The following is a 13,077-nucleotide window of genomic DNA, read 5'->3' as shown; positions in this document are numbered from 1 at the left end:
TGCGGCAATCTCCTTTCCGCGAAAGGAAATATGCGGTATATTATGCTGCGGGAAATTCGCCGTGCAGCGGTCCCGGCTGAATGACCCGCCGGCGTGATAAAAAAGTTGCAGCGACATGCGCTTGGGAGGGATTACGATGACAACGGCTGTTTTGCCCGAGATGACGCCGGTTATCGTCGAGCATGGCGAACTGAAGCTGATCGGCATTCCGTGCGTCGGCCTGAAAGCGATGAAGAGCAAGTACGAGAACGCGAAAGAAGGGCTGCTGGCCGTCAGCGGTTACTTGCCGCAGGTCGTCAATCCAGGGGTGCTGTACGGCATGTGGCCGAATGCCGAATCGCAGAACAATCCGGATACGCACGTTTATATTTTGTGCCTTGAGGTCAGCACGTTCGACGGAATACCGCCGTGGTTCGTCCGGCTGACCGTCCCGCCGCAAAAATGCGTCGTCGCGGCCAACGGCAGCGGAAATTACGATGCGGCTTCCAAGGCGGTTGAAGACTACATCAGAGAGAACCGGATCGCTTTCGACCGTACGCCGCGCGATTATGTAATCTGCGAGCGCTATCATCTGGATGGCGAAGGCTTTGCCAAATATTCGCTGCCCATCGAGTAGTCTATAACTAAAGAATCGGATCGGAAATTGCGGCGTATGACGCGCTCCGCCCGATCATCTGAAGCAGCCGGCCGGGCGGAGCGGCGTAACGCTAGCGCATAGCATCCGGACGGTAAAGCGCGAGACTGCCGGGAATCGATTCCGGCAGTCTCTTTTCATGCTTCGTTATACCGTCCGGACGCCGCGAATGATGACGTCGAGCTGGCGCGCCGTGTCGTATACGGCCTGCAGCGGATCGGCGCCATAGACGCCGATCTCGGCGGTGAGTGTATCGTCGTACCCGATATCCCGAAGCGCGGCCACGACTTCTGGCCAGTTGACGTCGCCGGCCAGCAGCGGGACGAAGCCGCCGCCGTTGCCGACGGCGGTTTTGAAATCTTTAACGTGAATTTTAAAGATGCGGCGGCCGAGAATACGGATCCATTGCTGCGGGAAGCCGTACGCCAGAATGTTGCCGACATCGAAATAGACGCCGGCATACGGCGAAGCAAGCTCGTCGACGAAGCTCCGCATCTCCAGCGGGGAAAGCAGAAACTTGTTCCACACGTTCTCGATGCCGATCCTGACGCCGCGTTTCTCCGCTTCGGGCACGAGCTTCTTCAGCTCCTCCAGGCTGCGGTCGTAGCATTCGTCATAAGGAGCCGTCGGCGTGACGGCGCCGGGCACCACGAGTACGGTGTCGGCCCCGAGCCGCTCGGCCAGCTCGAGCTGCTTGACGACGATGCGGCGGCCTTGCGCCCGGACATCGGCATCTTCGGACGACAGCGGATGTCTCCACAGCAGCGATGTGGAGACGCTGCGAAGCTTCAGCCCGCGTGCCGCCGCCTGCCGCGCGATCGCGTCCGCCTCCGTCGGCGTCGTCTCCATCGTCAGTCCGGCGGAGCCGGGCGGGTTGACATTGAGCTCTACGGCGTCGTAGCCTGCCTCGCGGCTAACGTCGAACAGCCTGTCAAGGGACGTTCCTTCGGGAAAGCACCACTGATTGACGCTTTTCAGCATAGCAGGCGCTCCTCTCGCCGCTTAAACCGCGGCTTTGCTGGCGCCGATCGCGACCTGCCTGCCGGTCCGGGCCGATTCATTGGCGGCGAGCGTCACCTCAAGCGTGGCGAGCGCATCGTCGAAGCCGCAGCGCACCAGCTCCTGGCGGCCGGTCCGCACGGCTTCGACGAACGCGCGGTCTTGCTCGAAATAAAAATCGGTGCCGCATTTCTCGCTTATATTTTGCCGGTCGTCGACAATGGTAAGCGAAGTGCCGTTTCCGTCAAGGGATACGTAGAAGTCCGGACCGATCACCTCGACCTCGGCGCGTCCGAACCGGCGGGACATGCAGCCGGTGTTGATCGTGCCGATGGCGCCGGATTGCAGCGAGAACGATACGACGCCCACATCGGGAATCGTCGCATCGGGCGCTTCATTCCGAATCGAACGCTGCGCGTAGCGTGCCTGGACGTCGCGGAATTCACCGGCCACATAGCGGACCAGATCGACCTGATGGGTGGACTGGTCGACCAGCTGCCCGCCGGATTGCTCCATCTGATGGAACCATCTTACGGGCGGCAGGCTGCCGATCCGGTAGGCGAGCACCATGTCCGGCGTTTTGTCCGCCAGGTAGGCTTTCGCTTTTTGCACCGTTTCGAGATATCGCAGGCAGTACCCGACGGCATGAATGATGCCCGATTCCAGGATGAGACGGCTGTTTGTCCGCGCCTGCTCGAGATCGAGGCCGATCGGCTTCTCGGCGAACAGATGAATGCCGTTGGCTGCGGCTTTCTTCTCGACTGCTCCGCGGGTAAACTGCGGCGTGCACAGGAAGAGCGCGTCGATTGCGCCGGAATCGAGAAGCTCGTCCGCGCTGCCGAACGGCGCCGCGCCGTAACGCTCGGCGATTTCGTTCATTCTTGCCGGATTGGCATCGTAAACGGCGGTCAGTTCCGCATGCCCGATCTTCTGCAGCTTCTTGATATGATGCTCGGCCATGCCGCCGACGCCGATAAATCCGATTCTCACGTTGCCCATGTTCATATCCCTCCCGGATACAATAGTTTCCAGGAACAACTTTAGTGGATATGCCCGCAAATGTCTTTATCGAAATCGCCCCGGAATTTACGCAAAAAAGACCGTTTACAGCAGCCCGACGGTCTTGCACAACCGGTACAAATAATAGACGCCGCGCGTTTGCTGCCGGATTCTGTAGTTCAGATACGCGAGCGAATCTCTGAGGATGGCAGAGCCCGGAACGCCGGTTTCGTTGGAAGCCTCCCCGATCGTCATCGTTTTTTTCACGATATCCATACCGAAGCCGGGCCGCATGGCACGGAAGCATTCGAAATACGCGGCATGCTCCTCGGTGTAGAGCCGATAGCCGCTGGCCGTCCGCTCAGGGGGCGGAACGATACCCCAGCTTTCATAATGGCGGAGCGCGCTCGTGCTGCTGAACCGGCTGGTCGACGCCGGGAATACCGTCATTCTTGTCGAGCATAATCTGGATTTGATATGGCATTCCGATTGGGTAATCGACATCGGTCCGGAAGGCGGAGAGGCGGGCGGTCGATCGTCGCCGAAGGAACGCCGGAGGATGTCGCGGGGGAATCCGTCGTCGCATACCGGTCAAATTTTGAAAGAATACGCATTGTCGCCATAGATGGCGGGAGGGGATGGAGCGGCGAATCGGCCGGAAGCCGGTTATTTCATGTTGTCGTTCGTCCGGATTTGCCGCTTCCGCCAGACGGAAGGGGAGATGCCTTCGGCAGATTTGAACCATTGGGAGAACGAATGGAGCCGGTGGAAGCCGACCTGCCCGGCGATTTCGTTCAAATCTTTGTCGGTTGCGCTCAGCAGCCATTTGGCCTCTTGCATCCGGCACTGCTGCTGGTACTGCTTGGGGCTCATGCCGTAAATTTTGTCGAACGTGCGCCGGAATCCGGATACGGTCATGCCGGCCAGCTCGGCGAGGTCTGCCATCTGCACGCTCAGCCGCAAATTTTCGCGCAAATAATCGGCGGCTTTCGTGATCGTCATCGCCTGCAGATCGGTCTTGGAATGCTCGTGCAAAAACAGCAGCAGCATTTCGGTCCAGACGGCGAAATGCCGCGCTTTATCCTTCAGCGTCGAAGAGGAGATGCGCAGCCATTCCCGGAACAGCATTTCGAACCGGTCGCGGTCGATCCGGGACAACGCATACAGCTTCGGCGTCCCGGAGTCTCGCAGCAGCCTGTCCGCAATGTCGCGCAGCGCCTCCGGCATTCGCTGCAGATGCATGACGCCGAAGCGCACTTTGGTGACGGCTTCGAACCGGTGCGATATGCCCGGAGGAATGACGACGACATGACCGGATTCGATATGGAGCGCCCGTTCCGTCCATTCGAAAATGCCGCGCCCTTCCAGCACGATTTCGATCTCGAGCGTCGTATTGGTATGGAAGCCGTCATCGTACCAGGTTTCGTCGAACGACGCGATGAAGCTGCGAATATCGAAAGCACTGCTTTTCATGCCCGATCCTCCCCGGCTTGCCGTGTCGCCGTACAACTCATGATGTGCCTAGCATAGCATATTTTCGCTTCCGGCTGAACGCCTGTGGGGAAAAAGCAGCCTCTTGCCGCGACCGGTGCCGGCGGCCGCAGACTTCGGTTCAGGCTTCCAGGCAAGGCTTCCGTTCACGGCTTCCGGGCAGGATTCGGCGGGGCGGCGGAGAACATGTATACGGACGGCATTTCCGTTCGGGCAACGGAAAGCCCGGATGTTGAGGAGGCGAGCGATGAGAGCGATTGTGTTTGACTTTGACGGACTGATTATCGATACGGAGACGCCCTGGTATGAAGTTTTTCGCCAAATCTACCAGGAGCACGGCTGCGAGCTGCCGCTGGATCAATGGCTGCTGTGCGTCGGCACGACGTTCTCGTCGTTCGATCCGTACGAGTATCTGGAACGCCTGCTGAAGCGCGAATTGGACAGGAAGCGGCTGCAGGCGATCGGCGAACGGAAGCACCGGGAGCTGATGGAGAAGCAGGACATCCGGCCGGGCGTGCTCGATTATTTGACAAGCGCCAGAGAGAGCGGGCTGAAGATCGGGCTTGCGTCCAGTTCGTCCGGAAGCTGGGTCGAGCCTTTCCTTCGGAAGCACGGCTTGTACGGGTATTTCGACGCGATTGTGACGGCGGACCATGTCGCCAAAGTGAAGCCGGACCCGGAGCTCTATATTAAAGCGTTGGATGCGCTGGGCGTATCCGGGGACGAAGCGGTCGCCTTCGAGGATTCGCTGAACGGTCTGAAAGCCGCGCGCGCAGCCGGACTTCACTGCGTGATCGTGCCGAATGCGATTACCCGCCATCTCGAATTCGACGATTACAGCATGCGCTTGTCCTCGATGAGCGAGATGAGCCTGAGCCAGGTGCTGAAACGGCTGAAGCCGGCATGATAGCGTCATAGCGTCGCGGGATAGGCGGACGGATGCCCGCCGGATCGAGCGCCGCTTATCGTTTATTTCAGGCTCGTCGTGCGTCTTTTGCCCCGCCCGGCCGCCAGCCGCTCGGAACGCAAATAAACGATCAGTCCGGCGATGACGAACGCGCCTCCGATCAGCTGGAAGCCCGTCACCATTTCGCTGAAGATCAGCATGCCGAGCAAGCTGGCGCCGACCGGCTCGGCGAACACCGCCATGGAGATCGTCGTAGGCTGGACGTATTTCAGCAGCCAGTTGAAAACCATATGGCCGAGCATCGTCGGCACGACGGCAAGCAGCAGAAAAACGAACCATTCCTTTCCGGCATAGCCTGTCATCGGAATGTTCATGATCCAGTTGTAAACGGTGAAGAACAGCAAGCATATGGAAAATACGATCATATTGTACAAATACGTGGACACGCGGGTTAAAATGCGCTTCGCAATTAATAGATTGAACGCGATGGCGATCACACTGAGAAAGGACAAAATGTCGCCGGACAGGGCGGCATGCGAAGCCCCTTTATCGCCGGTTCCGACGATGATCGCACCCGTTAACCCGACCGCCATGCCCAGCAGCGCGAAGCGGTTCGGCTTGTCCTTGAACGCGATCAAGGCGCCCAGCATGACGAAAACCGGCTGCAGCGACAAAATAATCGTCGAGCTGGCAATCGACGTATAGTTGAGGGACGACATCCATAACAGGAAATGCAGCGCCAGAAAAAAACCGGCCGCGCCGAGCAGCAGCCAGTCTTTGCCGGCAATGGCGCGCGCCGATGGAAGCCGCCCGGTCCCGAGCGGCAGCATGATCGCAATCGTAAACAGCATGCGGTACATCCCTTGCACGGAAACGGGCGCGTCCGACAGACGAACGAGAATCGGCGCGAACGAGATCGCGGCCATGCCCGCCAGAAGCGGAAGAAACAGCGGGACCGGCAACGGCGATGACGGTTTCATTTTGCTAATTCGAACCCCTTCCTCGAATGCGGCTACCTCATTGTACTGCCGGCCCGATCGGCGGTCAACAAAAAAATAGCAAAAAAGTGCTTGCCAACTCTACCAAACTCATGTTATATTAAAATTCCGTTCGGTAAAAATGAGGCCCGTTGGTCAAGGGGTTAAGACACCTCCCTTTCACGGAGGTAACAGGGGTTCGAATCCCCTACGGGTCACCAATTTTGGCCGGGAGCTGTGGTGTAGAGGCCTAACATGCCTGCCTGTCACGCAGGAGAACGCGGGTTCGAATCCCGTCAGCTCCGCCATCTCCGCCATCTCTCAATTGAATATGCGGTCGAATCGTTTTAAGAATGAAAAGGCTCGTAAATCACGTTTGTGTGATTTATGAGCCTTTTTTGCATTTTGGGGACAGGCAAGGAAAATTCGCGGATGCGGCAAAAGGGGTTGGCTCCCGGCCATTTTACGGCTTTCGGGACAACCCTTTTTTGATTTTAAAACCATATCCATTTTGATATTATCAAAACAAATATGACGATACAAAAATAATTATTGCTTTTTCAAAATGATTCATTATAATTAAAGCATACTTAACTCATAGGATTAATTCATAATTGAGGGAGAGAACAATGAAAAAAACGTTGAGTACACTCGCAATCACAAGTTTGCTTATGGGGGTATTAAGCGGATGCGGCGCAAACGGCGCGTCGACGGCCGGCAGCGATACGATCCGGATCGGTCTGGCCGCTCCGATCTCCGGCACGCAGGCGCAATACGGCACGGCTTTCAAGAACGGGGCCGAGCTGGCGGCGGCGCAGATTAACGGTGCGGGCGGCATCGGCGGCAAGCAGGTCGAAATCGTGATCCAGGACGACAAAGGGGATTCGAATGAAGCGGTTAACGTGGCTAACAAGTTCGTGACGGACAAAAGCATTTTGGCCGTCGTAGGCCATTTTAACAGCTCGGCCACCTTGGCGACCGCTCCGGTTTACAACAAGGCGAAAATTGTTCAGGTATCGCCGTCGTCCAGCGCTCCGGGCGTTACGGATGCCGGGGAATACACGTTCCGCGTCATTACGACGGACGCGTTCCAGGCGGATTACCTCGCAGGCTGGTCCAAAGAGCTGGGCTACGGCAAAGTCGCCTTGATTTACGAGCAGTCCGATTTCGGGCTGGGGCTGCTTGACGTCTATAAGCGGTCCGCTCCGGCGAACGGTATTGAAGTGGTCGCCGCGGAAGCTTATAATCCCGGCGATCAGGACTTCAGCACCGTCTTGACAAAGATTAAGGACAAGCAGCCGGACGCCATTTTTATCGGCGGTTTCTATAATGAAGCCGCCCTGATCGCCCAGCAGGCCAAGAAGCTGAACCTGGACGTCGATTTTATCGGCGTGGACAGTTTGTATTCGGAAGCGCTGCTGGACCTGGGCAAAGAATCGGTCGAAGGCTTCAAGCTGATCGGCTTCTTCTATCCGGGCGGCGATAACGCCGAGGCCATCCGGTTTAATGAGGAATATCAGGAAAAATACGGCAGCAAGCCGGATACGTACGCTGCCTACGCTTATGTCGCGACCTCCGTCATCCTCAAGGCGATCCAGGAGCAGGGCGCCGATCGGGAAAGCATCAAAACTTATCTGGAGACGTTAAAGGATTACAAAAGCGCCACCGGAGTCATCAGCTTCGACGAAAACGGCGACGTTGTGACGGTGCCTTCGCGGTTGACCGTGCGCGGCGGCCAATTTGAACTGTATCAATAATGAAAGTGACGAGCAGGAAAGCCTATTTCCTGCTCCCCGGCTTTGAAAGGATGTTGTTATGCTTCTTCAGCAATTGACCAACGGACTGACGATCGGCATGATTTACGCCCTGATCGCCCTCGGCTACACGATGGTGTACGGGATCTTGAAAATCGTCAATTTCGCGCACGGCGATATTTTTATGATCGGCAGCTTTTTGGGCCTCTTTTTTATGCAGGAATTCCGGCTTCCTTTATACCTTGCGTTTCTGCTGGCGGCCGCGGCGACGGCGATAATCGGTGTCCTGATCGAAAGGTTGGCCTACCGTCCGCTGCGGATGGCGGACCGGATCGTGCCGCTGATCAGCGCACTCGGGGTGTCCACGCTGCTGGTCAGCCTGGCCCAGAAGCTGTGGGGCACGGAAATGCATCCTTTTCCGACCGCTTTCGGCAGCCGTACCTATACGTTTGGCAATGTTACCTTTTCGGAGATCCAAATTTTAATCCTGGTGTTGTCCTTCGTATTGATGCTGGCCCTCCAGCTGTTCGTGACACGGACGAAGACGGGGATCGCCATGCGGGCCACCTCGATGAGCCTGACCCACGCCGCGCTGATGGGGATCAATACGAACCGGATGATCAGCCTGGCGTTTGCGATCGGTTCGGCGCTGGCTTCCTGCGCCGGGATCATGGTCGGCATTTATTACAATGCCGTGTATCCGACGATGGGCTATATGGCGGGGATCAACGCGTTTACGGCCGCGGTGCTCGGGGGGATCGGGAACATCCCGGGGGCAATGCTGGGGGGCGTGCTGCTCGGTTTGGTCGAAACGCTCGGCGGCGCGTACATTTCCACGCAATACAAAAGCGTTATCTCGTTTTCCATTTTGATTATCGTGCTGCTGGTCAAACCGTCGGGCATTCTTGGCAGCAAAGAGATCAACAAGGTATAGGTGAGGGGCATGAAAAAGAAAACGGCCGTTGTTGCCGCGGCTGCGCTGGCCATCGTCATGCCGATCGCGCTCCGTCTAATCAATGATTATCTGCTGCATGTCGTCATCATGATCGGTATTTTTTCCATACTATCGCTAAGCCTCAATGTGATCATCGGTTATGCCGGGCAATTTGCGCTCGGACACGCGGCTTTTTACGGAATCGGAGCTTACGCCGCGGCGCTGCTCATGCTGCACTTCGACCTGTCCTTTTGGCTTGCGCTTCCCGCATCGGCGGCGATCGCCGGATTGTTCGGCTTCATCTTGGGCAGTCCCGTGATCCGGTTAAGGGGGGACTATTTGGGCATCGTCACCCTGGGCTTCGGGGAAATTGTGCGGCTGATTTTTGTCGGTTGGGTGGATGTGACGCGCGGGCCGATGGGCCTGCCGGGCATTCCCGCCCCTGCGCTCTTCGGATTTACATTCAGCGGGAAGCTGGAGTTTTATTATTTGATTTTGCTGCTGGCGCTGATCGCCTATTTCGTGATCCACCGGCTGGTTCATTCCGGGGTGGGACTCAGTTTGCTGACGGTCCGCGAGGACGAGACGCTGGCACAGTCGATCGGCATCCGGCCGAATTACTACAAGCTGTTGGCTTTTACGGTCGGGGGATTTTTCGCCGGCGCGGCGGGCGCGTTCTGGGCCAGCTACATTTCTTTCGTCAGTCCCGACGCTTTCCGGTATTTGGATTCGGTGAACATTTTGGCGATGGTCATTTTGGGTGGAGCGGCAAGCCTGCCCGGTTCCGTCCTCGGGGCGGTGATTTTGGTGGCGGCTCCCGAAATTTTAAGATACGTCAGCGATTACCGGATGATTTTGCTGGGTCTGGCGATTGTGCTCATGATGATTTTCAAGCCCTCCGGGTTTTGGGGAGAGGAGCATCGGAGGTATAACTTTTACGGAAACGTGCGGAAGGGCGAGAGCAAGTGACGGACATCATACTCGAACTCAAGCAGGTGTCGGTGAATTTCGGCGGACTGGCCGCGTTGAGCGCGGTCGACCTGAAGGTGCGCCGCGGCGAGATTTTAGCGATTATCGGCCCGAACGGTGCGGGAAAAACGACCCTCTTCAATTTGCTTACGGGGATCTATCGGCCGACTTCGGGGACGATCGTCTACAAGGATAAAGTAATCAACAAGCTGAAGCCTTATCAACGGGCCCGTCTGGGCTTGGCGCGAACCTTTCAAAATACCCGGCTGATCAAAAACATGACCGTGCTCGAAAACGTGCTGGTGGCCCATGCCGAGTGCAATCGGGAAGGATTATTTGCGGCGGTGTTCAAACCGCAAGCGGTTCTCCGCCGCAAGCGCGACGCGATCGTGCGGGAGTGCATGGAGAAGCTGGCCATGGTCGGCCTGGAGCATAAACCGGATGCGCTGGCGGGCAGCCTGCCCTACGGGGAGCAGCGTTTGCTGGAAATCGCCAGAGCGCTTGCGACCGGCTGCGAAGTGCTGCTGCTCGACGAACCCGCCGCCGGAATGAATGCCGTGGAAAAAGCGGAGCTGGTGCAAAAAATCAAGCAATTGTCCAAGCAGTTCCGCATTGAAATGATCTTGATCGAGCATGACATGGGGATGATCATGGAGATTTCCGACCGGATTGCCGTGCTGAATTACGGCGTGAAAATCGCCGAAGGCAGCCCGGAGCAAATTCGGCGGGACCCGAGCGTCATCGACGCATATCTGGGCGGGGAGGTCGATGAGCCGTGACGGACGGTGCGAACAAAGGGAAGATTCTGGAAATCGACGGACTGCAGGTCAGCTACGGCGCCGTTCAAGCCGTAAAGCAGTTGAACCTGGACATCGGGGCCGGCGAAATCGTGGCGCTGATCGGCACGAACGGCTCCGGCAAGACGACCACGCTGCGCAGTATTTCCGGGCTTGTCGCGAATACGCGGGGCAGGATCCGGTTTGCGGGCGCGGATATTACGAAGCTCGCGCCGCATCGCATCGTCGGGCTGGGGATTTCCCAGGTTCCCGAAGGCCGGGGCATCTTTCCCGATCTGACGGTGCTGGAAAATTTGCGGCTCGGAGCTTACGTCCGCCGGGACAAAGCGGAAATCGAGGCGGACATTCGCCGCATGTACCGGTTGTTTCCGCGATTGGAGGAGCGGAAAAAGCAGGCGGCGGGAACGATGAGCGGAGGCGAGCAGCAAATGCTGGCCATCGCCCGCGCCTTAATGGCCAGACCCAAGCTGCTGCTGCTGGACGAACCGTCCATGGGCTTGGCTCCTCTGGTGGTCAAGGAAATCTATGCGGCCATTCGGCAAATCAATCAAGACGGCGTATCCGTGCTGCTGGTGGAGCAAAACGCCAAAATGGCGTTGGGAGCCGCCCATCGCGGTTATGTGATGGAAACGGGCCGTATTGTCGTGCAGGGCACCGCCGCGGAATTGAAAAGCAACGACGTGGTCAAATCCGTCTACTTGGGATCAACGGAGAGGGCCGGTCGAGCTGGGATTTAGTTACATGACTTTGATAGAATTTTTTCAAGGAGGCTATATCATGGAGGAACATTCCGCAGAGAAGAAACCGCAACAAAAGTTAAATCACGATGAAAGCCTGGACCCGGTCGATCCGTATACGATTATGGCCAAATTGTTCGCCCACTTGTCCAAAGCGGTCGTGGACCGTTTCGGCGAAGCAGGGAAGGAAGCGATCCGCGAAGGGGTGCGCGCCTTCGGCGAGGAGCGGGGCCGGGATATCGCCCGGAGGGCGGCGGCTGCGGGACAGCCGAACGATATCCGCAGCTATTTGCCGAATTACGATATGGGCCGCAGCGATCTGTTCGAATACGTTACGGAATATCATCCGCTGGAAATCGAGCAAAGCTTCACCCGCTGCGCCTTCGGCGATCAATGGAAGAAAGACGGCATGGAGGAATACGGCATCTTGTATTGCCAAATGATCGATCCGGCGATTGCCCGGGGGTACAATGCCGATTTTGAAGTGGAGCACGACAAATATTTGCTTGAAGACGGATACTGCCATTTTCGCTTCAAAATGAAAGGCTCCGGGAACGGAAACGGCGCGGATGCGGAAAAGAAACGGGAAGGAGGCGGGAATCATGGCGATTAACGCCGGACGCCTGTGGAAACGGCTAATGGAACTCGGCGAAATCGGCCGGCGGGAGAGCGGGGGAGTCACCCGTTTTTCCTTTACCGAAGAAGAGCGTTCGGCCAAGGATCTGGTGGTGCGCTACATGCGGGAAGCGGGGCTGTCGGTGCGCGAGGACGCGGCCGGCAACCTGATCGGACGCCGGGAGGGAAGCGATCCCGGGGCCCCGGTCATCCTTACGGGCTCCCATATCGATACGGTGCCGGACGGCGGCAAATTCGACGGAGCCCTGGGCGTGCTCGCGGCGGTCGAAGCGCTGCAAGCGATGGAGGAGCAAGGCGTCGCCACCGTGCATCCGATAGAGGTCGCCGCGTTCACCGACGAGGAAGGCTCGCGGTTCGGATTCGGCATGCTGGGAAGCCGGGCCATGGCCGGAACCTTGCGGCCGGAAGACCTGGGGCACAAGGATGCGGAGGGGATTTCGATCGCGGATGCAATGAGGTCGGCGGGACTGCGGCCTGAACGCCTGCATGAGGCGGCCAAAGCGCCGGAGCAAGTCAAGGCGTACGTGGAGCTTCATATTGAGCAGGGGAAGGTGCTGGAAAATCTGGGTGCGCCGGTAGGACTCGTCACCGGGATTGCCGGACCGCTGTGGCAGCAGATCACGATCATGGGCCAGGCGGGACATGCCGGAGCGACCCCGATGAACCTGCGGAAGGATCCGCTGCAGGCCGCGGCCGAGGTGCTGAATTACATTTATGCGGAAACCGCGGAATTTCCCAACGCCGTGGCCACGGTCGGCAAGATCCGGACGCATCCCGGCGGAATCAATGTGATCCCGGGCGAGGTTCAGTTTTCGCTGGATTTGCGTGATATCGACGAGGCGGACAGAAACGCGCTGGAAGGCCGCATAAGGGATTACGCCAGCCAGGTGTGCCGGAAGCGCGGCCTGGAGCTCAAGATCGATTTGCTGCAAAGAGTCGCGCCGGCTCCAAGCTCCCCGGAAGTGAAGGAGGCCGTTGCCTGCGCGGGTCGGCTTGCCGGGCTGGGGGATTTGCCCGAGCTCGTCAGCGGGGCCGGTCACGACGGCATGCAGTTTAGCGGAAAGTGGCCGATAGGCATGATCTTCGTACGCTCCCGCGGCGGAATCAGCCATCACCCGGGAGAATGGAGCTCCGAAGCGGACTGCGGGTTGGGAGCCCTGGTGCTGTACCATGCCCTGCTGCGTCTGGCGCGATGAGCCTCGCCGGAAAAATGCAAGCGAATCGAGAGAGACGGCATATTTAC

The 13,077-nt window shown here is 58.0% G+C and carries 14 protein-coding genes, 2 tRNA genes and 1 pseudogene; 12 read left to right on the top strand and 5 right to left on the bottom strand.

The annotated features are described in order from the left end of the window. Nucleotides 1-136: 136 nt before the first annotated feature. Complete coding sequence (locus ABEV74_RS20045; RefSeq protein ID WP_430148892.1) at nucleotides 137-616, top strand: AraC family transcriptional regulator; 480 nt, start codon at nucleotides 137-139, stop codon at nucleotides 614-616. Nucleotides 617-781: 165 nt separating this feature from the next. On the opposite strand, the gene ABEV74_RS20040 is transcribed toward ABEV74_RS20045, so the two are convergent. From ABEV74_RS20040 to ABEV74_RS20030, 3 genes are all read right to left on the bottom strand, one after another. Continuing rightward, entirely contained in the window at nucleotides 782-1,615 is an 834-nt protein-coding gene (locus ABEV74_RS20040) for a sugar phosphate isomerase/epimerase family protein (protein WP_430148889.1), read from the bottom strand. A 21-nt stretch (nucleotides 1,616-1,636) separates the two neighbouring features. After that, the gene (locus ABEV74_RS20035; protein ID WP_430148887.1) at nucleotides 1,637-2,632 is read right to left on the bottom strand and encodes a Gfo/Idh/MocA family protein; all 996 of its coding nucleotides are present in this window, start codon (nucleotides 2,630-2,632) and stop codon (nucleotides 1,637-1,639) included. 105 nt (nucleotides 2,633-2,737) lie between these two features. After that, nucleotides 2,738-3,082, bottom strand: coding sequence for a MerR family DNA-binding transcriptional regulator (locus tag ABEV74_RS20030; RefSeq protein ID WP_430148885.1), 345 nt, complete (start codon nucleotides 3,080-3,082; stop codon nucleotides 2,738-2,740). Here ABEV74_RS20030 and ABEV74_RS20025 point away from each other — a divergent pair. Next, nucleotides 3,030-3,257, top strand: a pseudogene (locus tag ABEV74_RS20025) (hypothetical protein); the annotation flags it as partial. The gene ABEV74_RS20030 and the pseudogene ABEV74_RS20025 sit on opposite strands and share 53 nt — an antisense overlap. 41 nt (nucleotides 3,258-3,298) lie before the next feature. Here ABEV74_RS20025 and ABEV74_RS20020 read toward each other — a convergent pair. Further along, nucleotides 3,299-4,105 (bottom strand): helix-turn-helix domain-containing protein, encoded by an 807-nt coding sequence (locus ABEV74_RS20020; RefSeq protein WP_062493607.1) that lies wholly within the window; start codon nucleotides 4,103-4,105, stop codon nucleotides 3,299-3,301. Nucleotides 4,106-4,370: 265 nt separating this feature from the next. Between ABEV74_RS20020 and ABEV74_RS20015 the strand changes: the two genes are divergently transcribed. Then, entirely contained in the window at nucleotides 4,371-5,030 is a 660-nt protein-coding gene (locus tag ABEV74_RS20015) for an HAD family hydrolase (RefSeq protein WP_430148882.1), read from the top strand. Between the two features lie 62 nt (nucleotides 5,031-5,092). Here the strand turns inward: ABEV74_RS20015 and ABEV74_RS20010 are convergent, their stop codons facing one another. After that, nucleotides 5,093-6,010 carry a DMT family transporter gene (locus tag ABEV74_RS20010; protein WP_430148880.1) on the bottom strand — a complete coding sequence of 306 codons (918 nt, stop codon included), beginning with the start codon at nucleotides 6,008-6,010 and terminating at the stop codon, nucleotides 5,093-5,095. A 143-nt stretch (nucleotides 6,011-6,153) separates the two neighbouring features. Here ABEV74_RS20010 and ABEV74_RS20005 point away from each other — a divergent pair. From ABEV74_RS20005 to ABEV74_RS19965, 9 genes are all read left to right on the top strand, one after another. Then, nucleotides 6,154-6,228 (top strand) — tRNA-Glu (locus ABEV74_RS20005). A gap of 10 nt (nucleotides 6,229-6,238) precedes the next feature. Next, a tRNA-Asp gene (locus ABEV74_RS20000) sits at nucleotides 6,239-6,315 on the top strand. Nucleotides 6,316-6,636: 321 nt separating this feature from the next. Then, nucleotides 6,637-7,764, top strand: a complete 1,128-nt coding sequence (locus tag ABEV74_RS19995; RefSeq protein WP_430148877.1) for an ABC transporter substrate-binding protein — start codon at nucleotides 6,637-6,639, stop codon at nucleotides 7,762-7,764. A 58-nt stretch (nucleotides 7,765-7,822) separates the two neighbouring features. Continuing rightward, nucleotides 7,823-8,695 carry a branched-chain amino acid ABC transporter permease gene (locus tag ABEV74_RS19990; RefSeq protein WP_062493600.1) on the top strand — a complete coding sequence of 291 codons (873 nt, stop codon included), beginning with the start codon at nucleotides 7,823-7,825 and terminating at the stop codon, nucleotides 8,693-8,695. Nucleotides 8,696-8,704: 9 nt separating this feature from the next. Then, on the top strand, nucleotides 8,705-9,664 hold the full coding sequence (locus ABEV74_RS19985; RefSeq protein WP_430148873.1) for a branched-chain amino acid ABC transporter permease: 960 nt from the start codon (nucleotides 8,705-8,707) through the stop codon (nucleotides 9,662-9,664). Then, complete coding sequence (locus ABEV74_RS19980; protein WP_430148871.1) at nucleotides 9,661-10,443, top strand: ABC transporter ATP-binding protein; 783 nt, start codon at nucleotides 9,661-9,663, stop codon at nucleotides 10,441-10,443. The genes ABEV74_RS19985 and ABEV74_RS19980 overlap by 4 nt, the downstream gene beginning before the upstream one ends. 23 nt (nucleotides 10,444-10,466) lie before the next feature. After that, nucleotides 10,467-11,198 (top strand): ABC transporter ATP-binding protein, encoded by a 732-nt coding sequence (locus ABEV74_RS19975; protein ID WP_430148997.1) that lies wholly within the window; start codon nucleotides 10,467-10,469, stop codon nucleotides 11,196-11,198. 40 nt (nucleotides 11,199-11,238) lie between these two features. Beyond that, on the top strand, nucleotides 11,239-11,811 hold the full coding sequence (locus tag ABEV74_RS19970; protein WP_062493597.1) for an L-2-amino-thiazoline-4-carboxylic acid hydrolase: 573 nt from the start codon (nucleotides 11,239-11,241) through the stop codon (nucleotides 11,809-11,811). Then, on the top strand, nucleotides 11,801-13,030 hold the full coding sequence (locus tag ABEV74_RS19965) for a Zn-dependent hydrolase (RefSeq protein WP_430148868.1): 1,230 nt from the start codon (nucleotides 11,801-11,803) through the stop codon (nucleotides 13,028-13,030). Before ABEV74_RS19970 ends, ABEV74_RS19965 begins: the two co-directional genes overlap by 11 nt. Nucleotides 13,031-13,077: the final 47 nt, after the last annotated feature.

Source organism: Paenibacillus cisolokensis (assembly GCF_050481165.1).
Lineage (GTDB): Bacteria > Bacillota > Bacilli > Paenibacillales > Paenibacillaceae > Paenibacillus_AH > Paenibacillus_AH cisolokensis.
This window is presented reverse-complemented; position numbering and strand designations above follow the sequence as displayed.